The sequence below is a fragment of the Methylobacterium sp. Gmos3 genome (assembly GCF_056430985.1).
In genome coordinates this window covers 24969-51304 of the sequence record NZ_JBWJYL010000007.1, presented here as the reverse complement: position 1 = coordinate 51304, position 26336 = coordinate 24969, and the positions used below count along the sequence as shown (strand labels likewise).

The 26336-nt window shown below is 64.1% G+C and carries 15 protein-coding genes; 6 read left to right on the top strand and 9 right to left on the bottom strand.

The features are described from left to right. Positions 1-57: 57 nt before the first annotated feature. Both ACS5Q7_RS15420 and ACS5Q7_RS15415 read right to left on the bottom strand, forming a co-directional pair. Entirely contained in the window at positions 58-1635 is a 1578-nt protein-coding gene (locus ACS5Q7_RS15420) for a DHA2 family efflux MFS transporter permease subunit (protein ID WP_478340187.1), read from the bottom strand. Next, positions 1632-2789 (bottom strand): HlyD family secretion protein, encoded by a 1158-nt coding sequence (locus ACS5Q7_RS15415; protein ID WP_478340186.1) that lies wholly within the window; start codon positions 2787-2789, stop codon positions 1632-1634. The genes ACS5Q7_RS15420 and ACS5Q7_RS15415 overlap by 4 nt, the downstream gene beginning before the upstream one ends. 131 nt (positions 2790-2920) lie before the next feature. On the opposite strand from ACS5Q7_RS15415, the gene ACS5Q7_RS15410 reads away from it, so the two are divergent. The 3 genes from ACS5Q7_RS15410 to ACS5Q7_RS15400 all read left to right on the top strand — a co-directional run bounded on the left by ACS5Q7_RS15410 (position 2921) and on the right by ACS5Q7_RS15400 (position 6527). Beyond that, positions 2921-3607, top strand: coding sequence for a TetR/AcrR family transcriptional regulator (locus ACS5Q7_RS15410; RefSeq protein ID WP_478340185.1), 687 nt, complete (start codon positions 2921-2923; stop codon positions 3605-3607). 384 nt (positions 3608-3991) lie between these two features. After that, positions 3992-5500 (top strand): ATPase domain-containing protein, encoded by a 1509-nt coding sequence (locus ACS5Q7_RS15405; RefSeq protein WP_478340184.1) that lies wholly within the window; start codon positions 3992-3994, stop codon positions 5498-5500. Further along, on the top strand, positions 5487-6527 hold the full coding sequence (locus ACS5Q7_RS15400) for a sensor histidine kinase (protein WP_478340183.1): 1041 nt from the start codon (positions 5487-5489) through the stop codon (positions 6525-6527). The genes ACS5Q7_RS15405 and ACS5Q7_RS15400 overlap by 14 nt, the downstream gene beginning before the upstream one ends. A 552-nt stretch (positions 6528-7079) precedes the next feature. Here the strand turns inward: ACS5Q7_RS15400 and ACS5Q7_RS15395 are convergent. From ACS5Q7_RS15395 to ACS5Q7_RS15380, 4 genes are all read right to left on the bottom strand, one after another. Further along, a complete protein-coding gene (locus tag ACS5Q7_RS15395) occupies positions 7080-9887 on the bottom strand; it encodes a hybrid sensor histidine kinase/response regulator (RefSeq protein ID WP_478340182.1) in 2808 nt (935 codons plus the stop codon). 401 nt (positions 9888-10288) lie between these two features. Then, positions 10289-11587: a TAXI family TRAP transporter solute-binding subunit gene (locus tag ACS5Q7_RS15390; protein WP_478340181.1), complete on the bottom strand. Its 1299-nt coding sequence runs from the start codon at positions 11585-11587 to the stop codon at positions 10289-10291. Positions 11588-11642: 55 nt separating this feature from the next. Continuing rightward, positions 11643-11930, bottom strand: a complete 288-nt coding sequence (locus tag ACS5Q7_RS15385; RefSeq protein ID WP_478340180.1) for a hypothetical protein — start codon at positions 11928-11930, stop codon at positions 11643-11645. Between the two features lie 278 nt (positions 11931-12208). Next, entirely contained in the window at positions 12209-12661 is a 453-nt protein-coding gene (locus tag ACS5Q7_RS15380; RefSeq protein WP_478340179.1) for a GDSL-type esterase/lipase family protein, read from the bottom strand. A gap of 635 nt (positions 12662-13296) precedes the next feature. On the opposite strand from ACS5Q7_RS15380, the gene ACS5Q7_RS15375 reads away from it, so the two are divergent. Both ACS5Q7_RS15375 and ACS5Q7_RS15370 read left to right on the top strand, forming a co-directional pair. Beyond that, on the top strand, positions 13297-16968 hold the full coding sequence (locus tag ACS5Q7_RS15375; RefSeq protein ID WP_478340178.1) for an nSTAND1 domain-containing NTPase: 3672 nt from the start codon (positions 13297-13299) through the stop codon (positions 16966-16968). A gap of 19 nt (positions 16969-16987) precedes the next feature. Continuing rightward, complete coding sequence (locus ACS5Q7_RS15370; RefSeq protein WP_478340177.1) at positions 16988-18985, top strand: NAD-binding protein; 1998 nt, start codon at positions 16988-16990, stop codon at positions 18983-18985. Between the two features lie 12 nt (positions 18986-18997). Here ACS5Q7_RS15370 and ACS5Q7_RS15365 read toward each other — a convergent pair whose 3' ends face one another. From ACS5Q7_RS15365 to ACS5Q7_RS15355, 3 genes are all read right to left on the bottom strand, one after another. Next, entirely contained in the window at positions 18998-20650 is a 1653-nt protein-coding gene (locus ACS5Q7_RS15365; protein WP_478340176.1) for a hypothetical protein, read from the bottom strand. 680 nt (positions 20651-21330) lie between these two features. Then, the gene (locus ACS5Q7_RS15360) at positions 21331-22392 is read right to left on the bottom strand and encodes an HD-GYP domain-containing protein (RefSeq protein WP_478340175.1); all 1062 of its coding nucleotides are present in this window, start codon (positions 22390-22392) and stop codon (positions 21331-21333) included. A 58-nt stretch (positions 22393-22450) separates the two neighbouring features. Then, positions 22451-24178 (bottom strand): diguanylate cyclase, encoded by a 1728-nt coding sequence (locus ACS5Q7_RS15355; protein ID WP_478340174.1) that lies wholly within the window; start codon positions 24176-24178, stop codon positions 22451-22453. A gap of 793 nt (positions 24179-24971) precedes the next feature. Between ACS5Q7_RS15355 and ACS5Q7_RS15350 the strand changes: the two genes are divergently transcribed. Next, positions 24972-26336, top strand: a 1365-nt coding sequence (locus tag ACS5Q7_RS15350) for a type VI secretion system tube protein Hcp (RefSeq protein WP_478340173.1), incomplete at its 3' end; no start/stop codon positions are given.

Sequence of the window (26336 nt, the reverse complement as noted above, 5' to 3'; positions counted from 1 at the left end):
CGGACACTTATCGCACCGTCACGCGAGGTGGCGGCACGATTCAATTGAGCCACGGGGTCAGTGGGCCTCGATGGGGCCGGCCGTCCGCTGCGGCTTCTTCAGGATGGCGACGACGCCGAGACTCAGCACGAGGCTGACGCCGACGATGTAGAACCCGTCGGCATAGGCCATGACGTAGGCCTCGCGGCGCACTTGGGCGGCTAGCATCGCGATAGCGGCACCCTTAGCGGCGGCCTGGTCGGTGATGTGCCCGTGGAGGCCGGCGGCAAGGGCGGCAAGGCGCTCCTGCGTCCGCGTGGCATTCACGGTGATCGCCTCGGCTAGCACCGAGAAGTGCATGTGCTCGCGCCGGTCGATTATCGTCGAGAGCATGGCGATGCCGATGGAGCCGCCGAGATTGCGCATCATGTTCGAGAGCGCCGAGGCGTCGGCCGTGTCGCGCGGTGCGAGGCCCGCCGTCGAGAGCTGCGAGAGCGGGATGGTGAAGAGCGGTTGGCCAACGGCGCGCAGAAGCTGTGGCAGAATGAGCTGGTCTGCGCCGACGTCGTGGGTCAGCCCGACGTTGATCCAGCAACTCGCGATGAAGAACATGGTGCCTGTCACCACCAGCAATCGCGCGTCGAAGATCCGCATGATCAGCGGCATCATCGGGAACAGCAGCAGCTGCGGCAGCCCGGACCACATCACCACGTAGCCGATCTGCTGGGCGTTGTAGCCCTGGATCTGCGCGCAGTAGACCGGGATGATGTAGATCGAGCCGAACGAGACCGCACCCAACACCGTCATCAGCACGCACGAGCCGCCGACCGAGCGGTTGGCGAGTACCCGCAGGTTGATGAAGGGCCGCTCTGCCATCAACTCACGCACTATAAAGCCGGCGATGCCGACCGCCGCGAGCAGGCTGACCTGAACGATGATGAGGGAGCCAAACCAGTCCTTTCGCTGGCCTTCCTCCAGCACGTAGGTCAGGGCCGGCAGGCCGATGGCCATCAGCCCGATGCCGATCCAGTCACCCTTCAGGCGCTCGGCCCACCGCGCCGGCACGTTGTCGAAGGCGCCGAGTTGGATCGCGGCGGCGAGCGGACCGAAGATTAGGTTCAGGTAGAAAATGTAGTGCCAGGACAGGTTGTCGGTGAGCCAGCCGCCAACCGTCGGGCCGATGGCCGGCGCGAAGGTGGCGGTCAGTCCGAACATCGCGATGCCGATCGGCTGCTGGCGCTTCGACAAGCGCGTGCGCACGATGACGATGGCGGTCGGGATCAGCACGCCGCCGGTGAAGCCCTGGCCGGCGCGGAACAGGATCATCTGCGACAGGGAGGTCGAGAGCGCACAGGCGAGTGAGAAGGCTGTGAACAGCATCGTGTTCGCCGAGAGGTACCGGCGCAGGCCGATCACCGAGGACAACCAGCCGGTGAGCGGGATCACGATGATCTCGGCCATGAGGTAGGCAGTCGAGATCCAGCTGCCTTCCTCGGTAGAAGCACCGAGCGCGCCCTGGATGTCGGAGAGCGAAGCGTTGGTGATCTGGATGTCGAGGATGGCAGTGAACGCGCCGAGGATCGCTCCGAACACCGCGAGCCAGTCACGCGCGCTCGCCTTGACCTCGGGCGCGCTCGCCGCTGCCGCGGCGCTCATCGGGGCAGAGCCTCGCTGACCAGGGCGGTTGCCGGCCGACGCGGGTGCGGCGTCACCGGCTCGACGGCGTCATGGAGGTGGACGGTGGCCTCGACCGAGAGGCCCGGACGCAGGCGGGCGAGCATCGGATCGGCATCGGCGAGGGCGACGCGCACCGGCACGCGCTGCACGACCTTGGTGAAGTTGCCGGTCGCGTTCTCGGGCGGTAGCAGCGCGAACTGGGCCCCCGTTCCGGGCGAGAAGCTTTCGACCCGGCCCTCGAACTCATGGTCGCCCAGCGCGTCGACGGTGAAGGTGACGCGCTGACCCTCGACCATTTGTCCGGTCTGCGTCTCCTTGAAGTTCGCCACAAGGTAGATGTCGCGGCCCATGGGCACCACCGTGAGCAAGCCCGTACCCGCCAAGACGAACTGGCCGACGCGCAGCGAGCGGTCGCCGACCGTGCCGTCGATGGGCGCCCTGACGGTGGTGTAGGTCAGGTTGAGTTGCGCCTGCTCCACCTTCGCCTGCGCGGCTTCCAGGCTCGCCCGGGCGCTGCCCTCCAGAGCTCTTAGGCTGTCGACCTGCTTGCGGGCGGCGTCGAGGGAGGCAACGGACTTATCGTGTGCCGCCCGCTTCTGCCTAAGGTCGGCATCGGCCTGCTGCTGGCGTTGCGCCGTGCCGGAGCCGGTCTGCAGCAGGTTCTGGTAGCGGGTGTATTCCTTACCGGCGAAATCGAGGGCAGCGTCGGTGTTCTCGACCTCGGCTTTGGCCGAGGCGACCTGCGCCTGCTGCTGCTGGATGGCGGCCGCCGTCCCGAGGAGCTGGGCGCGGTTCTTCCCGACCTCGGCCTCGGCCTGTTTGAGCATGACCCGGTACTCTCGGTCGTCGAGGCGGGCGATCACGTCGCCGGCCTTCACCGGCTGATTGTCGCCTACCAGCACCTCGGCCACATGCCCAGCGATGCGGGGCGCCACCGTGACCTTGTCGGCCTGCAGGTAGGCATCTTCGGTCGTCTCCAGGAAGCGGCCGACGGTCCACCAGTGCCAGCCATAGCTGCCGCCGCCGAGGGCGGCGAGGAGAAGGACCGGGAGGATCAGGCGTGCCTTCCGGCGTTTGGCGGCCGGTGGGGTGGCCGGTTGAACCGAGGCAGTGAGCACAGGGCTGGCCGCCATGGTAGCAGTTGCAGCTTGCGCTTCCGGCTGGGGAAGGTCGCGAGGTCGAGCATCCATAGTGGTGGCCAACATCAATACGATACGGTAATGTATTGATAAAGGACGGCGTGGAAGGTGCAAGGAGAATAGTGATGGCAGCGACCATGATGGCTGAGCCTGAGGCGTTGCCCAAGCGAGGGACCGGCGGTCGGCCGACGCGTGAGGAGGCCGCCCGGCGCGAGGCGCGCATCGTCGAGGTGGCCACCCAGTTGTTCATCGAACGCGGCTTCGACGGCACCTCCATCGACGCGGTGGCGGAGGCTGCGGGCGTCAGCAAGCCGACACTCTATTCGCGCTATCAGGACAAGCGCGCGCTGTTCGAGGCGGTCCTGCAGGATCGCATCCGGGAATGGCTCGCACCTCTCTCGGCGGCGGCCGAGACGCAGGCGCTGCGCGCCACCCCCGCGGATGCTGCGACGGTGCTGGATGAATTGAGCCGCAACCTCCTGGACCGCTCCCAGGCACCGGGGGCCGCTGCGCTCACCCGCTGCATCGCCGCCCAGGCTATGCAGTTTCCTAATCTCGCCAAGCTTGCCTACGAGGAGGGGTGGCTCCGCGGCGTCAGGGTGGTCGGTCGTCTTCTCAGCGTCATGACTGAGCAGGGTCAGATCGCAGTCGACGACCCCGAGATCGCCGCCGACCTCTTCCTGAATCTTGTTATGGGGCGCAGCTCGAAGCAGGCGCTGTACGGCATCGAGGTGAACCCGGAAGCCCAGGAGAAGCGCCGGCGCGCTGCCGTAAGTCTCTTTCTCGCCGGCGTCCGTCCTAGTCCTGCTTGAGGAGTGCGACCGTCATATTGTTTCCGAGGATGGATCACCCTCCTGATTGATCAGCCTGCAAGCGGTCCATTGCACCTTGCGAGTAGGGTCGGAGGAGGGTGCAACGGCAACGTACGCTTTCATGTCTTTCCGCCCCAAACCAGAACGTCACAAATCACCCGGAGCGGCCATCCCGCTTCCGACCCAACCAAGTCATAAGTGAGAAATTTCGTTGGGCTCGCAAGCAGACGCTGATCGGCGCACTCCGCACGCCTCAGACGCCGGCTCAACAGATGCTGACACTGGACAGACCTCAGGGGACGAATTCCTGTACGTAGCTTCGCAGCTGCGCTAAGGCGGTCCAGCCGGGCAGAGCTATCAGTTGAAGCCTCAAAGGAGTGCCTGATGGCCTCGATCGATCAGGACGCCGCACCGGTCTCAACTGGTGTGACCGGCCTCGACCACATCCTGGACGGCGGCTACGCCTCGCAGCGTTCGCATCTCATCGAAGGCCGGCCCGGTTCCGGCAAGACGACGCTGGCGATGCAATTTTTGCTCGACGGCGTAACGCGCGGTGAGCGATGCCTCTACATCACCCTGTCGGAGAGCAAGCGCGAACTGCTGAACGTCGCACAGCGCCACGGCTGGTCCCTCGACGGCATCGAGATTTTCGAACTGGTCCCACCGGAACTCAGCCTGGACCCTAAGCAGCAGCAGAGCCTCGTCCACACTTCTGACCTTGAACTCGGCGAGACGATCCGTCTGGCCATGGCCGAGATCGAGCGGGTGAAGCCACAACGGATCGTGTTCGACAGCCTCTCCGAAATCCGGCTGCTCTCCGACGGGTCCTTGCGCTACCGGCGGCAGGTCCACGCCCTGCGCAGCTTTCTGCTCATCCAAAACACGACCGCGCTGCTCCTTGACGACCTGACGTCCGAGGTGGACGACCTGAACCTACACAGCCTCAGCCATGCGGTGATCCGTTTGGAGCAGCTCGCGCCGCTCTACGGCGGTGAGCGGCGGCGCCTGCGGGTTATCAAGATGCGCGGCACTGCGTTCCGGGGCGGGTTCCATGACTACGTCATCAGGCGAGGCGGTCTCGCTGTATTTCCGCGCCTCGTGGCGGCCGAGCATTGTGGCACGGTCCCGGACGACCAGTGCGGCACGGGCAGCGCCGAACTTGACCGGCTGGTCGGAGGTGGCCTCGACCGCGGGACAAGCACGATGCTGATCGGCCCTTCCGGCGTCGGGAAGTCGACTGTGGCGCTCATGTGTGTCACCGCGGCGATAGCCCGGGGCGAGAAGGTGCTGGTCCTCAGTTTCGACGAGACGGTTGGCGTGATGTCCCGGCGCGCTCGGGGCCTGAACCTGCCGATCGACGACGCGATGGGTTCCGGTCAGATCCGCGTCGAGCAGATCGACCCGGCGGAAATTTCACCCGGCGAACTCGCTGACCTTGTGCAGAACGCCGTCGAGCACGAGGGTGTCAGGGTAGTCGTGATCGACTCCCTGACCGGCTACCACAACGCTATGCCGGAGGAGAATTACCTCCTCCTGCAGATGCACGAATTGCTCACGTACTTGAACCAGCAGGGTGTCCTCTCAATCCTGATCCTGGCCCAGCACGGCATGATCGGGGCAATGGCCGCGAACGTCGACCTGACCTACCTCAGCGACACGATCCTGCTGTTCCGTACCTTCGAGGCCGAGGGGCGCCTCCGCCGAGCCCTTTCGGTCGTGAAGAAGCGCACCGGTAGCCACGAGGACACGATCCGCGAGCTGCGGATCGACTCGAGCGGGATCCGCGTTGGCGAGCCTCTCAGCGCGTTCAGAGGTGTCATGACCGGCGTCCCGACCTTCGACGGCGAGCGCTCCTCCCTCCTGTCGGCCAGTTCTCTCGATGACCGAGGCTGATGCGCCGGTTCTCGTCTTCACGCCAGGGGGGCGCGATGCGGTCGTCGCGGCGGCGATTCTCGGGGAAGAGGAGATCGCGACGCAGGTCTGCGGCAGCCTTACAGACGCGGTGTCTCAATTCAATGCCGCGTCCTGCATGGTCGTAACCGAGGAGGCTCTGCTGTCCTCGAACAGACAGGCCCTGGCCGAGTGGATTGCAGCGCAGCCGCCGTGGTCGGATTTTCCTTTCATCCTCTTGCGGATGCGGGGAGCCGAGCCCAACGCTCAACTGACCGACACGCTTGGCAACGTGAGCGTGCTGGAGCGCCCGTTCCATCCGGCGACCTTGGTTTCGGCGGTCCGCGCGGCCCTACGCGCGAGGCGACGGCAGCATCAGGCACGGGCTTATCTCGACGAGCGCGAGCGCACGACGGAGCGGCAGACGCTCCTGATCCGCGAGCTGCACCACCGGGTAAAGAACACGCTGGCGACGGTGCAGGCGCTGCTCGGCGCGTCGGCCCGGTCCGCCACCAGCGTCGACGCGTTCTATGCGTCTTTCTCGGCGCGAGTGGTCTCGCTCGCGAAGACGCACAACCTGCTGACCGAGGATTACTGGCAGCAGGCGCCCCTGCGCGACATGCTGATGAACGAACTCGAACCTTACAATGACCGCGATGGGTCCCGGATCGTCCTGCAGGGCCCGAGGGTCGATCTCGTCGGCGATCTCGCGGTCCCGACCGGGATGGCGATCCACGAACTGACGACGAACGCAGCCAAACATGGGGCCCTGTCCGTCCCCGACGGGCGCATTCTGGTGGATTGGCGCGTTGAGCAGGGGGCAGAGGGACAAGTTCTGCTCCTCGACTGGACAGAGCGCGGCGGTCCGCCGACGGAGACGCCAACCCGAAAGGGCTTCGGGTCAACCCTGTTGCAGCGGGTGCTGACGGTGCAGTGCCAAGCCGAGATTGGCTTCGATTTCCAGGCAGCTGGCTTACATTTCACAATGCGTGCGCCGCTGACCGAACAACGGATTGTGCCGGAATACTGACTACATATTTGGCCGTCAGGATACCCGTATTAGCAGGAGATCCCCTTGCCCAAGCGACCTGATTAGCACCGCAAAGCGCTCCAATCGGCATTGCAGATTTCGACCCAACCCGGTCGTCTCGTAGCTTGCAGCGACATCCTCGAAGCGGACATGAACCGAGCGTAGAAGCCGGAAGCTCGGCCGAGGATGAAAACGGCTGCGTTCTTGCAGCCGGCTTGGCCTTCGATCGACGGGGGTTCGCGAGGGTTCTCTGTTACGAGCGATTAGGTCGTGGTGGCCGCCGCCTGCCAATAGGGTGTTGGCTGCCTCCGTGCCTGCAACCACCTTCTCACTGATGATAGAGACCACCTCGGCCTAGCCCTCGGTATCACCCCAGGCGATCCGCACAAGCCGCAACTCGATGACCTTCTACGCCTTTAAGGCGAGCAGGGAAGCGGCGTAGATGGTCCAGCATGATGGCTCCGGTGAGTCGGTCGCATCCGCCAATGCCTGGGCTGGACCCGGGTCCCTGCGAACGATGGCATAGAACGCCCGTCGGACAGGCGGCACAAACTAGCTCTCGGCGATAAGGTCCTTGATACGCGAGGCGAGCGTCTCCAGCACGAACGGCTTGGTCAGGACCTGCATGCCGGGTCGCAGGTAGCCGTTCCCGAGCACAGCATTCTCGGCGTAGCCGGTGATGAACAGCACCTTCAAGTCCGGCCGCCGCTCACGGCCCGCATCGGCCATCTGGCGCCCGTTCATGCCGCCCGGCAGGCCGACGTCGGTCACGAGCAGGTCGATGCGCACGTCCGACTGAAGCACTTTCAGCCCGGCGACGCTGTCGGAAGCCTCAATGGCGGTGTAGCCGAGATCCTCCAGCACCTCAGTGACGAGCATGCGCACCGACGGCTCGTCGTCGACAATCAGCACCGTCTCGCCCTGGCCCGCCTGCCCCACCTCGGCGAGCTTGCGTGCGACCTCATCCTCGGCGGCCTCGCCGTAGTGGCGCGGGAGGTACAGGCAGACGGTGGTGCCCTCGCCGACCTCCGAGTAGATGCGCACCTGCCCGCCGGACTGCTTGGCGAAGCCGTAGACCATGGACAATCCGAGGCCCGTGCCCTCACCGGTAGGCTTCGTTGTGAAAAACGGCTCGAACACCTTGCCGATCAGATCCGGGGCCATGCCGGTGCCGGTGTCGGTCACGCAGACGCCGAGGTACTGGCCGGGAGCGAGGTCGTGCTGGCGGCCACCAGCCTCGTCGATCCATCTGTTGGCGGTCTCGATGGTGATGCGGCCGCCGTCCGGCATCGCGTCCCGAGCGTTGATGCACAGGTTGAGCAGCGCGTTCTCCAACTGCCCCGGGTCGATCAGCGCCGGCCACAGCCCCGCGAGGCCGACGACCTCCAAGTGGACGGCAGGACCGACAGTGCGTCGGACCAACTCTTCCATGTCCCGAACCAGGCGGTTCACGTTGGTGGGCTTGGGGTCGAGGGTCTGGCGGCGGGAGAAGGCAAGCAGGCGGTGGGTCAGGGCGGCGGCGCGCTTGGCCGCCCCTTGCGCGACGCTCATATAGCGGTCGAGGTCACCCATGCGACCCTGCGACATGCGGGTCTGCATTAGTTCCAGCGAACCCGAGATGCCGGCGAGCAGATTGTTGAAATCATGCGCCAGGCCGCCGGTCAGTTGGCCGACCGCCTCCATCTTCTGCGACTGCCGCAGGGCCTCCTCCGTCTTCGCCAGTGCCTCGGCTTGCCGCTTCGAGTCGGTTACGTCGCGCACGGACGAGTAGATCAGCCCGTCGCGTGGCACGGCGTTCCAGGAGAGCCAGACGTAACCGCCATCCTTGCGGCGATAGCGGTTCTCGAACGTGAGCTGGGCCTCCCCGCGCGACAGCCCCCCTGCAGCCGCCGCCGTCGTCGCGACATCGTCGGGGTGGACGAAGTCGAGGAACGGACGCGCCTTCATCTCGGCATCGGTCCACCCGAGAGTTTGCGACCAGGCTGGGTTGAGCCCGACGAAGTAGCCGTCGAAGTTGGCCACGCAGAGCAGGTCGGACGATGCCTGCCAGATCTGGTCGCGCTCGGCGGTGCGGGCGGCGACCTGGCGAGCGAGGTCGGCCTCCGTCTGCGCCCTGTTGGTCACGTCCTGCACGAAGACGTGGAAGCCGTCGACCGCGCCCTTGTCATCCCGGCGGGGCAGGTAGCGGATCTCGGCGACGCGATGGCGCCCGTCGCGGTGCGGCCAGTCCGTCTCGAAGGTCACGGGCTCGCCTCCGAGAGCCCGGTCGATGAAGGGCCGCCGCACGGCATAACCCGTCGGCCCGAGGAGCTCGCGGACGTCGCGTCCGACGACCTCGCCGGGCGGGACGAAAAACCAATCCCGGTAGGCGTCGTTGGCGAAGCGGTAGACATGGCCGGCGTCGATGAATGCGATCAGCACTGGCAGCGCGTCGGTGATGAGCCGGAGTTCGCGTGCGGTGGCCTCCGCCCGCAACTCGGCGTTCCTACGCGCGGTGATGTCGCCGAAGAAGACCGCGACGCGGTGGTCGCGCGGGTCCCCAACTCGATGTGCACGCACGTCGAACCAGCGCCCGAACACGGCGGCGTAGTTCTCGAAATGTACGGGCTCCCCGGTCAGGGCGACGCGGCCGTAGCGGTCGAACCAGTGCCGTTCGAGGTCGGGCGCGAACGAGCTGACCCACCGACCGGCGACGTCGGCCCCGGTCTGCCGGGCGAAGGCTGGGTTGGCCTCCTCAATCAGGTAGTCGATCGCCCGTCCGTCCGCGTCGAAGCGCATCCTGATGATGCAGAACCCGACCTCAACCGTCTCGAACAGCGTCCGGTACCGGGCCTCGCTCGCCTGCAGCGCCTCCTCGGCTAGGCGGCGGTCGTGGATGTCCTCGACCACCCCGTACCAGGCCACAATCCCGCCGGCAGCGTCGTGGCGGGGCTGCGCCCTGGCTCGCATCCAGCGGTATTCGCCGGTCGCCGCGATGTTGATGCGGTAGTCCACGTCCACCGGCTCGCCGGAGGCTAGGCAGCGGGAGAACACGGCCACCGTGTGCGGAATGTCGTCCGGATGCAGGGCTTTCACCCAACCCGCGCCGTCCGGTTCGCCCGGGGCTTGTCCCGTTAGTTCGAGCCAGCGGTTCGAGTACGACGTGATGTTACCGGCCGGGTCGCAGGTCCACGGCACCTGCGGGTTCAACTCGACCGTATGCCGGAAATGGTCTTCGCTCTCGCGGAGCTTCGCCTCGTTCTCCCTCAGCGCCGTCCAGTTGAACGCCTCGCCTTCCGCCTCAGCCAGCTGCGACCGCAGGCGTATGACTTCCGCCTCTAGCTCGTTCCGCGACAGCGCCGTGATGTCGAACCCAACCAAAACTCGCTTCTCGTGATTGGCCGAGGTCTCGCCTCGACATCGTGTATCCCGGGGGGCCAAGCCATCCGGGCTCGACCGGTTCCGTCCGTGAGCGCTCACGTTCGTGCTTGGCCAGGGTCCCGTCGACCGCCTCCCCGGCCCGGGCCATGAGACTCCGCCTCAGCGGGCCGTCTCTGAACGACCCAAGCGGCCATCCCGCTTCCGACCCAACGCAGACGTTCATACAGGGCTGTGCGGCTCCCGAAAGCGGACGCATGTTCTGGCCGCTATTCTAGTTGCCTAGCACCTCTAACCCAGTCATGTAGCGGGATCACCGAACGGCAGGGTGATGCAATTGAGCGTCCATGATGAGTTCGTCAGTTGCCATTCGGGCTGGGGGGAGCATCGCGGTTTGAACAGCCTTAAATGGGTGCTTCGATCCGTCTGCGGCGGCGCTGTGCTGCCTCGCGCACATGCGCGACCAGCAACGTGACCAGACGCATTTCCACGGTCTCGGATGCTTCATGGGCCTCGTTCTGGATCGCGGCCGCTGCATGAGAATCCGTTTCGGCCTCGAGCCTATCGAGTTCCCACTCATCTGCAGCTGGAATGGCCAGCCAGATCTCGAGCAGTCGCATGACACGCGTTGAGGGTCGGCGGGGGCGGAGGCGCTGGTAAAGGGCCGCGCCGGCCGCACTGAGCGTCGCGACGGCACTTGCCATTAGCCCAAGCCAATACCCCATATTCTGCATCTGATCGGACACGCTTGGCAGGTTTCCGGACAGGTAGGCCGCCGCACCGGGATGAATCGGTAGCGCCTGGGTCTTGTCGTCTGTGTCGGGAGCTTCGATCCCCGTAAAATCATCATCCAACGCGACGAGCTTCGGTTTGCTAGTGAGAATTTCGCGCGTGATCTCGCCAGCGAGCCATTCCGGCATCGTGCTTTTCGCGAAGAGACGGTGGCTGACCGACAACGTTGTGATGTCATCGCTCGGCGCTGGAAGCGAGCCGACAAAGGTCCCCTTCGGAATATCGATCGTGTCGAAGACCGGATGCTCAAGGGCAATCGCCCCAGCCTCCTCGACCTCGAACGTGTTTGGTGTTCCCGAGCCCTTACGAAGGGACGAATACACGGATAGCCAGATCTTGCTGGCGAGCGGAGCTACGATGAGCAGCGCGTCGACACGCTTCTGCCGGGCAGCACTCGATAGCTGCTCGACGGTCAATACCTCGCGGCGGACACTGGCCGCCGGAATGCCGAAATGACTCAGAATGTGGTCGAGCAGCTTTTGATCGAGCTTGCGGCCGTCCAGCAGGCCGATTGTGGCTCCGCGAAGTTTCTTCACGCTATTGATCGGACTGCCCCCGGGGGTCACGAACACTGCCGCATCGCGCCGGAGGATGGCGAGGGTCTGACCGTCCTGCGCCGAGGCATCGCTGCGGAGGATGGCGAGTTGCGCGTCTCCCCGGTCTAGGGCCGCAGCCGTGGCCAGCCGATCCGGTTCGAGAACGGTCTTGATCCTGACGTGCGGATGATCGGTTGCAAAGAGCTGGAGGAGTGCGGTGGCCGCGTGCCGATCCTCAGGGCTCCTCTGCGGTACGGCGAGGTTCAGAGACATCAAGCCGAGCAGCAGATGGGTCGAGATGCCGAAGACAATCGCGATGACGATGACAATCGTTGCTGCGGCAACAGTTTTTGCGCGGATGCGGCTTCGATGCATTCCATATCCGTTCAGCGGCTCCCTTAGGGCACGCTGATCCTGGCCCCCGTTGTTGTCAGATCTGGCAAGTCTTGAAAAATTGGTAGATGCCCGGGGCTGTCATCCATTTGAAATCGGCCGTAAGGCCCCCCTGGCTTTTGATCCAAGCCCGGATATCGGCGGGGTAGCCGTTCCACATCGTTTCCGTGCCGTATTGCATGCGGGCGCGATGAAAGCCGAAGCTCGCCTGCGGCGTCACGCAGATGCGGTCCCTCGGAATATGTCCGAGCAGCGTCGTGCAGGCGGATTGGCAGGGACCGACTATCCGAACTCTTTTGCCTGCGGCGGCGTAGGCCGCCCACATCCCATCGTACTGTCCCACAGACCCACCGTGGTTGTCGGAGACGTCGATCGTTTCGCCGCTATCCTGCAAGCCAGACGCGGGATTGTGGGAACCGGCCCGTCTTGCCTCCGCTCTGCCTCCGCTAAGCACAGCAACTGATAGGAGGATAAACGGCAGCATCCAAAGCCGCAAAGTCACCCTGTCAAGCATGGATGTTCTCGCCTCATGAATACAAAGGTATTGATCGCGCTGCTTCGTCCAAACTCCAATAAACCAACAATACAGGTGTGAGGTATGCCTCACCGAATCTGATTGACCAGTTGAACTGCAACGTAGTGTTGGCCTTCCGCATTCAGGTGCAGACCGTCGGAAACAACCATCCCCGCTTGCCTTGCTGCGACATAGTAGGGCTTGGCATTGATCACCCTGATCCCGCGGGCGTGTAGGCGGGCGTTGATCTCGCGCACGCCAGCCGCCACCTCGCTGACGGTCTTTCCGTGCCGAACGTCATTGCTGCCGATCAATAGGATTACGATGCGCGTTCCGTCGGGTACGGCGCTGTCCAAACGGCTGAGCACCCCATCGGTCGTATCCCCGAAGATGCCCTGATTGCTGACCGTGTAAGGCTTCCCCTTCGCGCGGAGCATCGCCTGCAGTTGCTCGGGAAAGGCGTCTCCGGAGGAAACGCCGAAACCTTGAACGACGCTGGCGCCCAGCGCGACGATTTGGGCGTGAGCTGCCTGGGGGGACAATCCGGCTCCGAGAAGGAGCAGGAGGGCGATACACCAGATCCTCCGGACGAACGACATTTGCATCCCCCCTCAGTGGCGGCAATCAACCCGAACCGCGCACGATCAGCACGGAATGATCATCAAGACAGCTAAGCCTATCACCGTCAGACATGATGTTTCGACGATTTTATATGACCAGACCAGAACTAAAGATCGATAATTTGCTTCAGATCTGCAGTCGAGAGTAATCATCTGAATTTTTTGTTAGCATTACATCACAATCTGTCGTGCCTGCAATAGATCAGGCATCATCCATATCTACCTGCTTCGTAACAAAAATGTGATCATTCCAGCGAGTGAGGGCCTTCTTCAACAAGAGACCCTTCCCAGAAAATATGCACAGTCGCGAAACCAGTCGATGCCTGCGCGTCGTCTCGCAATAGATGAAACCAGAAGACGCTCTTTGAGCCGGCCTTCCTCAGGGCCCATCAAACAGCCTCCCCGTCTCCTGGGTGGGTGGCACAAATTTGGGACAAAAGTGCCACAAGCGGCGTGGGACCTAACGAGGCAACGTTATGCGAATTGTACGCATCTTTGTGTCATCACCCAACGATGCCTTAGCGGAGCGCCGCCGCGTTAGCCGGGTCGTTGACCGCTTGAATGCCGCACTGGCTGATACCGTGCATCTCGATGCCGTCCGGTGGGAAGAGCGCTTCTACGCCGCCCATGACGCGTTCCAGCCCCAGATCCCCCGATCAGGCGAGTGCGATATCGTCATTGCCGTCCTGCGCGGACGCATCGGCAGCCCGCTCTCAGCGGCATTTCACGAAGCTCTGCCGCCCGAGGAAAAGCTCCCACCCGGCCAGAGCTATGCCAGCGGGACGGCTTACGAGATCCTCTCCGCCATCCGCGCAAGGCGGGAGAAGCGCCGGGGGGAGCTTCCGGATGTCTACGTTTTCCGATGGCCAACTCCGCCGCAGATCAGCCTCGACGCGCCCGACCGAATGGATGTCGAGATGCAGTGGAGTGCACTGAAGCGCTTCACCGACGAGGTTTTCCTGACAACCGAGGGGCAGTTTAAGGGCGCATACCAGACTTATGCCAGCCTCGATGACTTTGAGGCGCAGACCGAGACCCTGTTGCGGGACTGGCTCAAGCGCCACGTCCTCGGCGACCGGACCGTGCTGTGGCCGGCCGAGCGTGGCTCTCCGTTCCGCGGTCTGGCGCCGTTCGGAATGCGCCACGCGGCGGTCTTTTTCGGCAGGGGCCGCGAGATTGCCCGTGCTGTCGAACGGCTGAAAGCCTCGGCTTCGCTCGGCGTGCCGGTCCAGTTGGTGATCGGGCCAAGCGGTGCGGGCAAGTCCTCGCTCCTTCGCGCGGGATTGGTGCCGCGTCTCATCGCTCCGGGCGAGGTCGACGGCGTTGGCGTCTGGCGGGTGGCGCTCATGCGACCTGGCGAGAGTCCAGATGGGCCGGTCACAATTCTAGCACGGCGCCTGTTCGAGCGCGTAGACGATATCGACCCGGCCGAGGCGGGCCGACCAGCGGCCCTCCCGGAGATTGGGGAGGGCGCCTTTCCCACGCCGGACGCACTGGGCCGCCTGCTCACCCATGCGGACGAGACCGCCGTCGCGCCCATCCTGGCCGCCCTCGACCGCGTGGCGGAAGCAAGCCGGCAGGCCTGGGGATCGGACCGGCCGGAGCCCGCCCGTCTGCTGCTCGTCGTCGATCAACTCGACGAGGTCTTCGCCACCGCAGTGACGGATGAGCAGCGCTCGACCTTCGCGCGTCTCCTCGACACGCTGGCTCGCACGGGCGCCGTCTGGGTCGTGATGAGTTTGCGGGCGGAGTTTTACGAAGCGTTTCTCAAGAGCCCGCTGGCAGCGCTAGCGGGCGATGAGCGCACGCTTACGCTCAAACCTCCAGGTCTTGCCGAAATGGCCGAAATCGTTCGCGAGCCCGCCCGCGCGGCGGATCTCGAATGGGAGAAGGACCCCGCGTCGGGCGAGGGCCTCGACGAGCGCCTGCTCGCTGACATCGACCGGCCGGATCTTCTGCCGCTCCTGCAATTTGTGCTCGATCGCCTGTATCGAACGCGAGAGGGGACCGCGCCGCAACGCTTGACCTTCGCCGCCTACCGGGCCCTGGGCACTCTCGACGGGGCCATCCGCGAAGAGGCGGAGCGCGCGTTCGGGACACTGGGCCCGGCCGAGCAGGCGGCGCTGCCCAGGCTCCTGCGCGGACTCATCGTTCCGGCACAGGCGGGATCCCGCGGTGCTGCAACCTTCGCTCTCATACCAGCTCCGCTCGCGATAGTCGCGCCGACAGAGGCGAGCCGACGGCTCGTTGCAGCGCTGGCGGATGCGCGTCTCCTGACCACCGGCTTCGGTGAGGATGGAGCGGCGATCGTCGGGCTGGCGCACCAGCGGGTCATCGAGGCGTGGGACCGCGCCCGGCAGATTGTCGCTGATGGCGCAGGCTTCCAGCGGGTGCGGGCGGGCATCGCGAGCCGCCGGCGAGACTGGGAAGGCGCCCGGCGAACGAACGACCTCTTGCTTCCACGGGGTTCGTTCCTGGCGCAGGCGGAGGAGATCGCCGCATCCTACGGTGACGAGCTTCCAGACGAGGATCTCGCCTATCTCCGCGCCTCGCGCCACCATGCGGGCCGTGCCCTACGGCGGGCCTACGCGGCGGCGGGTATGTTTGCCGTCGTGGCGGCAGGGGCGGCGGCGGCGGGCGGCGTCGCTTATCAGCAGCGCGAGCGGGCCGAGACCGAGCGTGGCCGGGCGGAGCGCAACTTCACCGTCGCCCATGAGACGGTGGACCGCGTGGTGTCGGACGTGGCGCAGGGCTTACGCAATGTCGAGGGATTGCGTGTAGCGACCCAACGCCGGATCCTTGGCCGGGTAGAGACCGCTATGGCCGCTCTGACCCAGGCGGCGCCCGGCGAATCCGTCATCCAGCGAAGCCGCGCGGCCATGCTCGTGGAGTTCGGCCAGACCTACTGGGACGGCGGCGATACCGCTTCTGCGAATACGGCCTTCCGTGAGGCGGTCGATATCGACCGCGCACTGCTTCAACGCGATCCCAGCGATGGTATCGCCCAGCGTGGCCTGCTGCAGGGCCTCAGTAAGATCGGCTTCCTCAACCTGCGGACCGGCGATGCGACTATCGCCAGGGCTGCCTACGAGGAGCGGGTGACACTGCTTCGATCACTAGTGCGGCGCGATCCCAGCAGCACCGAATGGCCGCTCGAACTTTCGCGCAGTCTCGGCCGGATCGCCGAATTACAGGCCGCATCAGGCCACCTCGAAGAGGCACGGGCGGACTACGCGGAGAGCCTTAATCTCGTCCGCGCCCTCGTCGCGCTCGATCCCCTCAACAGCGATCGGCAGTTCATTCTCTCAATCAGTCTGGATCAGTTCGCCTCGCTCGGCCTGCGGATGGGCGATATCGCAGCCGCAGGCCCGGCCTACGAGGAGGCGCTCGCGATAACGCGGGCAATGGTCGCTCGAGAGCCGGACAATACCCGCTGGCAGCGCGAGCTCGCCTTCCGCTTGGACAAGATAGGTGCCTTGAAAGATCAGATGGGCGACGTCCCAGCGGCGGCCGCTGCCTATGAAGAGGCGCTTTCCATACGGCGTGACCTCATAAAGCGCGATCCAGACAACTCCGCATGGCAGGGTGATCTCGCGCTGAACCTAGGCGAGCTTGGCGACGTCCGCCGGCGCGAGGGGAATGCCGCCGCCGCGAGGTCCGCATACGAGGAGAGCGTGGCACAGGCCCGCTTCCTGACCGAACGCGAACCAGAGAACAAGATGTGGCAGCGTCGTTTCTGGGGCGCCCTCAACAGGCTCGGATCGATGAAGCAGCACAGCGGCGATATTGTCGGTGCGACGAGTGCTTGGTCGGAGGATCTTAGCATCGCAAGGAAGCTGGTTCGCCGCGATCCCGATAATCCGGAATGGCAATTCTTTCTCGCCACAACCTTGGCCCGGCTCGGACGGCTCAAGGCTCAGGTTGGTGATGTCGCGGGGGCCGAGGCCGACTCAAAGGAAGCGCTGGGCCTTACCCGCGCCCTGCTAGCCCGGGAGCCGAACAATCCACGATGGCAGGTTCAGCTTTCGACTATCCTGGGCGATCTGGGAGATCGCGACCTGCTGATGGGTCATCCAGCCACGGCGCGGACATATTACGAGGAAGCGGCAGCCCTTCGCCGGACCCTGGCTGAGCGCGAACCGAAAAACGCCCAGCGGCAGAGCGACCTCGCGCTGGCCACCGCCAAGCTGGCCGACGACAGGTTGAAGCCGGATGCCGAGCCTCGCTAACCCCGTCCGGACGGTCGGCATGCTGCGCAACCGTGCCTGGCTGGCACTTGCGCCCGTGGCCGCGCTGGCGTTCGGCTTGGCCTTCTGGGGCTTCGGCCAGCTCGATCCGGCACTGAGCGCCCTGGAGCGAATCGAGAAATCGGCGCATCTCGTGAAGGGCGGAGGCAGCTACAGCTTGCCGAAGGATCCCTGGCAACTGATCGTCGCTCAGTGGCTCGTGCCGCTCGTCGCATTGCTAACGGCCACCAAGCTGTTTTTGATCAATGCGCGGCGCGACCTGCGCGTCGCCTTCGCTAAAAGGAGCCATGACCATGTGATCGTCTGCGGCCTCGGCCGAATCGGACGGCGGGTGGTCGAGCGTCTGCGAGAACAGGGCGAGCGGGTGCTCGTCATCGACCTCGACGCCGACAGCGCCGCCGCTCGGGCCGTCGAGAGTCTAGGCGCTCCGACGATCCCGGGGGATGCGAAGAGCGCGGCGGTACTCGATCTGGCGGGAGTTCGGCGCGCGAGGATGCTCGTGGCGTGCACGGGCGATGACACTGCCAACCTGGAAATCGCCCTCTCCGCCGTGAAAACGGCCGGAGCGAGGTTGCGCTTCGGGGACCGGCTCGTCGTGGTGCCGGAAATGCGGGCCGACTGGCTGTTCGAACAATTCGCTAGCCGCGCCGGGACCGGACTTGGTTCGGGCGCAGCGGAGTTGCGCATCCTCAGCGTTGCCGAGAGCGCGGGGCGACTCCTCTGCCGATCGCCCCCCTTCGCGGCCTCGCCGATCCTCCGCCCGAAGCGGGTCGATCTCGCGATCCTCGGCTTCGGCGATGTCGGGCGGGCGATCGCCGCTCAGGCCGTGCGCACGGCCTTCGCCCTGCCGGGGCGCCGGTTGCGACTAGTGGTGTTCGACGCCCGTGGCGAGGCAGCCGCCACCGCCTTTGCCGCCCTCCATCCCGGTATCGCCGCCGTCGCCGACCTCGAGGCCTATGAGGTAAAGATCGCCGCTGCGAAGCCCGAAAGCTGGGAGCCTATCCGGGACAGACTCGCGCAAGCCTCGCTCGCAGCCTTCGTCGTCTGCCTGCCCGACGACGGCGAGGCGCTCTATGCTGGCACGCGAGCGCGCGCGGACCTGGACGCCCGTGACGAGCGCGCCGTATCGGTCTTCGTACGGGTTGCGAGCCGCAGGGCGCTCGCTGAGGTGCTCGCGCAAGCTGAAGCCACGCCATGGCACGGTGACCGACTTGTTCCCTACGGCGACCTCGGCGATCTGCTCGCCGACGGCCTGGATTCGAGGAGAGGCGACGAGCTCGCCGTGGCCTGTCACGAGGTGTATCTCGACACTCTCAGCACCGCGTCCGACGCGCCGAGCGCGCGGCCGTGGCACGCCCTGCCGGAACTCTTTAAGCGCTCCAACCGCCTGTTCGCCGACCATCTGGAAGTGAAGCTGCGCGCAAACGGCTTGCGTTCCTCCCCGGCGGAGGCCCCGCGCCTCTTTTCCCTGAGCGAAGAGGACTTGGATGGGTTGTCCGCCGCTGAGCATGAGCGGTGGGTGATTGAGCGGCGGCTCGCCGGTTGGCGATATGGCGCGATCCGTGATGATGCAGCCCGGCGTCATCCGCTCCTGCGTCCTTGGGACGAACTCCCGCATGACGTACGCTCTGGAACCCAAGCAACGATTGCCTGCATCCCCGTGATCCTCGCCCGCGTAGGCAGAGAGATTCGGCGTGAAAGGGTCATTGGGTTGGCGCAGGCCGATACAGCCCTTGAGGTTTTCGACCCGGACGGGATCGAGCATCTCGTCCTGACCATCGACCCGTCTGCACCGTCGGCCCGCGCCGTCGTGCTGCGCGCTCTTGCAGTGCCGAACGTCACGCTGCGCCTCGCCCCCACTGATACTAGCGGCAGAACGGGCTTCGTCGCTGGCGAAATCGCGGATCTGCATGCGCGGATCGACGGCAGCCTAGATCCCTCACCGACCGTGGCGCCACTCTCCCTTTCCCGTAAGCCAAACGCGGCGGACATCGCGTGAGGTGCGGGCCTTCTAACTCGCCTCGACGGATTTCGCGCGGAACAGGTCCGCCCAGCCCGTGACTTCCTGCAACATGGCAGTCGAAATCTCGGCGATCTCTGCCGCGAGATCCTGCGACGCAAGGGGACGGCTGAGGTCGAGCCGGTCGAGGCGACGGGCCGCCTGTGCCATCAGCCGAGCCATGCGCGCTGAGCGTTTCTCCAGCAGTTCCAACTCGGCATAGGCCCGAATCGCGAAGAATGCCGCCGAGGCAGCGGGTAGCATTGCCGCCGCCGCGCCCAGGCCGACAATTAGTCCGTGAAATGTCTCGTACCCGCCCATTGAGGTGCGCCCAACGGATAGGAGAAACGCGAGCTTCAACAGCACAAGGACCATTGTGACCAGGAAAGTCATTTCACCGAGGCGGACGAGGCGCCGGCCAGCGCGTCGGCTGCGAATCTGCCGGTCTTCGTGATAGCGAAGCTGCTCTTCGATGAGCGTGATCCGGACGTAGTCGCGCGCCGAGACGAGGAGCTCAGTGCTCAGGTCCCCTCGGGGAAGCGGCGCAGTCCGCATTAGGGCATCGAAATACCAGCCCACCCAGGCTTCGCCTGGCTGATGTTCGTCGGACAGTTGCGCGTGCCGTGGGTCTGCCGGGGGTAGGCTCCAACCCAGGATTGCTGTGGCCCCCTGCTTGCGGCAGAGTTCCGCCAGCAGACGGTAGGCAATCCACCGTCCGTGCCAGTCTTGCCGCTCGTTTACGCCCACGATGACAAGGATACTGCCCAGGATTGCAACTTCAATTGTGGTGGCCGCCAGCTTCCAGGGCTCGTGTGCCAGAGCCGCGATGGCACAGGCAACGGCGAGCGTCGCTAGGAGGAACACCCAGATGTAGGACGACCGATAGCGATCCGCACACTCGCTGGCCGCGCGGTCGGCTGGCCGGTAGAGGCAATCCCAATACGCCACGGGTCCATCCGGAACAGGAACCGGTTCCGGCCCGGCATGGATCCGGGGTCCGGCTAGCAACCGATAGACTCCGCCGTAGAGGCGCCACACTGAGCTCGGTGGCAGGGGCTGTGCACGCAGGAACGCGTGAAGCGGATCCTCATTGGGGCCGAACACGCGGTGCAGCAGAGCACCAACCAAACTATGAGCGTGGCGATGGGGGTGAGGCGGCTGGACTCGATCACGGACGAACCGACCAAGCGCCTGCGCGGCCTGTTCATCCCGTAGCACCTGCTCCGGCGCGCGTAGATCCGATCGGTCGCGCAACAAGCGAGGCGGAGAAGTGCCCGTCGCGTCGATCCACCAGACTGGAATGCCGAAGCTTAGGCTAAAAGGCACGATGTCGCCCGTTCCCCCGCGCCCCCGAGCAGAATGTCCGTCCCAAACAGCGATCAACATGTCGCAGTTGCGCACAACGAGGCGACCGACTGCCTCGTAGCTAGCGGTCTCGTTGTCACCGCGCCCACCGTCGAGCGCGAGGTGGGGGTGCTCGTCCGGCGTGCCTTCTGGTCCCAGCCAGCGATCAAAATCGGCGGCGCTCCCGGAAGCCACAAAATCCTGCGCATACTCCGCGCGAGGAAAGGGCAGGACTACCTCAATCTCGTATCCGATATCTCTCCCGATTTCGGCCACCAGACGGTCCGCGCCTTCGGCGAGCGGTGTGATGAGACGGAGCAACGGCCGCGTCTCCTCCGCGTAGATCTCCTGTGCTCCGCAGTCCCGTTGGATGACCGCGACCTCGTCACGGAAACCAATTAGGACAGTTCGGACCTGATTGCGGATTTGCACCTCGGATGCCCCCGGATGAGCGCGCAGGTCGCGCGTCCCCGTCACGCCGACGCGGAACGCCGGGATAGGGCGCAGCGGGTTACCCGGCGGAACAGGCCTCGCGTGTACGTGGTTCGACGGCGCTCTCATCGGCCTCAGCATTTCAGGGATCGTCAACAGGAGCTAGCCATCAGGTGCCATGCGGTTTCAGGGACGGCAGCCAATCGGATAATCGATGACGGGCGAAGAGTGGTGAGCCTAGACCTCTGTAAGTCTGTCCGCTTTCCCAGACGAATGGCTCAGAAGCGGACCGGCGGCAATCCACCCACCCCAGTCATTCAGGGGCGCATGCCCTTGAGACTGGATGTGGCCGAAAGCAGCTGGTCCGCTTCGGAGATGGGGGTCCGGATAAGCGGACAGGCTCCAACCGACCCAACCCAGTCACTCGGACTTCCGGTCAGCGCTTCTCCAAAGCGGACATACGTTCGTCCTGCGGGGACTTCGGCTTAAGGTGAGCAACTGTTGTTGGCCGCCGGCTCGTGAGAGGACAGGTAGACCTGTACGAGAGCGAGCAGGACCGGTTTGTTGTTTCACGCTGCGTGAGGCACATCCTGTTCCTGCCGGCCGACCAATAGGAAGGCTTCGATCCGGTCCCATCGGCTGAGGAACGCTTCCACGACGCGTGGGTCAAAGTGAGAGCCTGCATTCTCAGCCATGTGTGCTTGTGCCCGCTCAGGCGACCACGCCTGCTTGTAGGGGCGCTCGGTCGTGAGCGCGTCGAAAACGTCTGCCACCGCGACGATCCGACCGGCTAATGGGATCTCCTCTCCCCTGAGACCATGCGGGTACCCAGCCCCATCCCATCGCTCATGGTGGCTCACCGCAATCTCTGCCGCGAGCCGCATCACCGGTGAGGCACTCCCACCCAGGATGCGTTGGCCGCGTTCGGCGTGCTGCTCCATCTCCCGACGCTCTTCGGGCGTCAGAGCACCGGGCTTGAGCAGGATGGAATCCGGTACGGCGATCTTGCCCACGTCATGCATGGTTGCCGCGAGGCTCAATTGCCGACACTCCGCCGGAGAATGGCTCAGCGCCTCCGCGATCAACCCCACATAGGCCGAGACCCGAACGATGTGGTCGCCGGTATCCGCATCTCGGTGCTCGGCCGCCCGCATCAAGGTGGAGACGATCTCCCGCTCGCGCTCCTCCACCAAGGCTACCGCAGCGGCGACCTCGCGGGCGAGTTGCGTGGCGTAATCGCGTTGATTGCGATGGGCTGCCGAGAGGGCCAGCAGATTAGTGACGCGTGCGCGGATTTCGACGGGGTCGGCGGGTTTGGCCAGGAAGTCGGTCGCGCCAGCCTCCAGAGCCGTGCGACGGAGGCTTCGCTCGTCGAAGCTCGTGACCATGACGACCGGCACGGTCGCCAACTCTGGGATGCGCCGAAGGGCCCGAATGAACTCAATGCCGTTCATGTCCGGCATCTCGTAATCGGTAATTACCACACCGATCTCGCTGGCGCGGGTCTTCGCAAAGGCCAGGGCTTCGGTTGGCAGGGTGAAGTCACAGGGCGTGCAGCCAGCGATTGGCCGGAGCGCTGCTGTGATTACGAGGTTGTTCATCTCCGCATCGTCGAGAATAAGGGCTAGCATTGCGGGCTTTTCTTCTACTTTGCTTTTTTGATCCGACTCGTCTGCTATCCCAATCGCCTTATGCAGCCGTGCGAAGATCGGGTGATGCGGCTCCCTCAAACGATCGCACGCAGTTGCGACCGTTCGACTTGGCTGCGTACAGAGCCCGGTCGGCGCGCTCGATGGTGTGGTCAACGTCACCATCGGCGAACTGAGCCTCGGCGATGCCGATGCTGACCGTCGCCCCGAGGCACTGCCCCTCCGGCTTGAAAACAGTGTCTGCCACCGTCTGGCGGATCCGATCCGCCATAACGATCCCCCTCTTCAGATCGCTCTCTCGAAGCAGGACCACAAACTCTTCACCTCCGAAACGCGCTACCTCGTCAGTTGTCCTAACCGCCTCGCTGATGATGTGTCCAACAGAACGGATGACCTCATCGCCTGCAGCGTGGCCGTACAAGTCGTTGACGCGTTTGAAATGATCGATGTCGATCATCAGAATACAAACCGAATGCCCGTGCCGCTTGAAATCGCTCATCGCATCGTTGGCCAGGGGCAGGAACGCGCGCCGGTTGAGGAGGCCTGTGAGCGCGTCCGTCCCGGCCAGTAATTGCATTGCATGCAGATCGGCTCCGAGACGTCTGACGCGATCCTGTGCTGCGTGGACCGCGTGAGAAGCTTCTGCCTCGATAAGACGTGCATCTGCCTCGACCGTGCCGATGCGCCTCAGCAGCGATCGCACCGAAGCAGACAGGCGCAGAACCTCAGGGGAGCCGTGCACATGGCGCGTCATCCTGGCATTCGGCTCGCGGCCGATGCGATCGACGGCGTCAGTCAGTTGTGCCAACGGCCGGGTCAGCCGCGCCGCAACCCACCAGATTGCGATGCCGCCGATCATGGCGACACCGAGCCCAAGCGATAGTATCCGGATTGTGAGACGGTTGGCTCCAGCCAGAGCGGTGTCGACGGGCTGCAATGCGACGACGATCCAGCCAAGGCCGGAATAGTCGCCCCGTCCGCGAGTGGCGACGGCCGCGGCAAGCCGATTTCCCTCAGCGCCTTGAAAGATGAAATTCCCGGCAGCGAGATCCGCAGCTGTGTACGGCGTAACCCCAAGTTCAGAGCCGAGCAGAACCCGGCCTGCGTTATCGAGGACGATCACGTCCTCCTTCAACTCGGGTCGACGTGAGGACAGAACCTCGCGCCGAAGGTCATCAGCCCATCTCCAGCTGAGATGAGCCCCGAGAACTCCGAGGATCTGGCCAGAGGGTTCGCTGACGGGAACGCCGATATCCACGAAACGGAACGGCAAACCATCGTTATGGGGAGGCAGCAGCGACTGCAGCAGGACGGCCGCGTGCACATCCTCCACCGTGGGCTGTTGAAGGCCGTTGCTGAACCAAAGACGCTGTTTGATGTTCGCTCCCTCAAGAAGGCCGCCTGTGGCGGCACGCACGCGCCCGTCGCGATCGGCGAAGCCAATCCAGGCATAATCCGGCAGTGATCTCTGCATCGTCTCAAGGACTTTGCGCAGACCGCCGGTATCCTCCATCCAGTGGGGCTGCAGCGGCTCGAGTGCTCCGACGTTTCGGATTTCCCGCAGACGCTCAGCCATGTCCTGATCGAGTCGATCGGCCATCGACCCAGCGACCTGACGGAGCGCGGTCTGCGCGGTAGCCGTAGCTTGGTCGCGCGCCAGCAGCGCAGATCCGACCGTGGTCGCGCCAACGATTGCAAAGCCGATACTGCCTGCAAGCAGACTGATTTGACGGCGCAATGAAAGGCGGTCAGCGAGCCGCTTGAACATACCAACATACCCTCGGTCATCGAACAGTATGCCGACCATTCCATGACGGGACGTGAAAATTGTTCGTAAACAACTGACTGCCTGGCAGGCTTAGTTGCAATGACTTAACTATCCAGTGAGCTTTGCACGAGACAGATTGGCGCCCCTCTCCAAAGGGGCAATTCGAGTTTCTGCAAGGGCTCAGGATCTGATGAGATGGCGATCTCTGCACTGCTAGCTTTGGTTGCAGAGCGGGCCGTCGCAAAGCCGTCTACACAATCCATTCTGCTTTCGACCCAACTCAGCCGCTGGGAGCGCTTTCTGTGAAGCCTCAAAGCAGTCGTTCGTCGGCCGGCCGAGACTTGGGTTTGACGTTTCAACCTTTACTCAGATCTTGAATTCGTATGGCTTAATTCCGGTCTTGCCCTGCCGGCCCTGGTTAAATCTGAATGCAGTGGTATTCAGCAGATGCTTGCTGATTATTAACAAAAATTCAACTTGTTCGTCGCTGTGCCCTTGATCGTGTTGTCTTAAATTAATCGAATTACATATTCATTTTTATTTTTCAATATGGCGTAATATAGGCGGAATTGAAGTGGCGCCAAAATCTAAAGGTAGTCGCATGGAAACATTCATGCCCCAGCCTGCATGGTGTCATAAATGATACAAGTAGCCGTCGTCGTGTGATTTAAGTGACTCAAACGAAAATTTGAATTTTTAAATATATCAAGAACGGACTCTTACCGTTAAGAAGTCATCCAGCATATGATACGCCTGCTGGGCGTAGCAGGCGTGTTTTTGCGAGCTGGATGCAATGATCAAGTACTACCTGCAGCTCTCGGGTGTAGCCGGCGACCATGCAATTGCTTTTGGCAACACAGCAGGAGGGACCTGGATCGAGCTCGACGGTTACAGCTTCGGTCTTGAAACCGCGAATACTACAGCGCCCAGTGGCATCTCGGTTGGCAAGCCGATCCCTGACACGCTGAACCTGACGCTCGACGGTGCGGCGGGCCTGACCGATGTCCTGAAGCAGATCGCTCAGGGCAAGTCGTTCGCGTCCGTGACCCTCGTCGGCGTCAACCACGCGGACGGCCAATCGCACGTTGTCGAGACGATCGACCTTCAGAACGCCTTCGTCACAAGCGTCGCTCAGAGCGGGTCCGCCGGGGGCGACGGCCAGGGCTACAACCTGTCGCTCGTCTACAAGACGATCCAGCAGAGCTACGCCAGCCAGGGGGCGGACGGCTCGTACAAGGCGGCGGGCACCCTCGGCTGGGACGTGGCGAAAGGTACGCTGACCGATGCGACGAGCGGGCTGGAGGCGAAGGGTCAGATCGCCTCGATCACACCCGTCGCAGGCTACGGCTCGCCGCACAGCCTCTACCTCAAGATCCCCGGTGTAGCCGGAGAGGTCACGGAGAAGGGGCATGAGGGCTGGAGCGAGGTCGAAAGCTACAGCTTCGGGGTGAGCGCGGAGACGTCCTACCTGAAGGGCAGCGGCGCGGCCGTCGGTAAGCCTGATTTCGACGCGGTCCACCTCACGATGAAGCTCGGGCCGAGCGAGTTGGCCTACCTGCGCGCTGCCATCACCGGCCAATCCCTCGCCTCGCTCACGCTCGACGGGGTGGACATCAACGGCAACGTCATCTCCGACCTGACGCTCAAGACCGCGTTCGTGACGTCACTGAAGGCCATGACCGATGCCGATGGTCAAACGGTCTACGACGTCGGCCTCGCTTACAAGCAGATCGGCCTCAACGAGTACGCACAGACTGAGAAAAGCACCACGCCGTCGAGCTTCGGTTATGACGTGCCGACGGGCGCCATAACTACGGTCCAAGCTCCAACTGTCGAAGCGACCAAGCCCGTGGGCTTTGCTGTGGCGACAGAGTACTACCTGCAGCTCTCGGGCGTGACTGGCGACCACGCGATCGCGCTCGGTAAAACGGTGAGCGGAACCTGGATCAAGCTCGACGGCTACAGCTTCGGCCTTGAAGCTTCCACCGCGATCAAGGGCGGTTCGCTCGGGCCCGGCAAGCCGATCCCCGACACACTGAACCTGACGCTCGACGGTGCGGCGGGCCTGACCGATGTCCTGAAGCAGATCGCTCAGGGCAAGTCGTTCGCGTCCGTGACCCTCGTCGGCGTCAACCACGCGGACGGCCAATCGCACGTT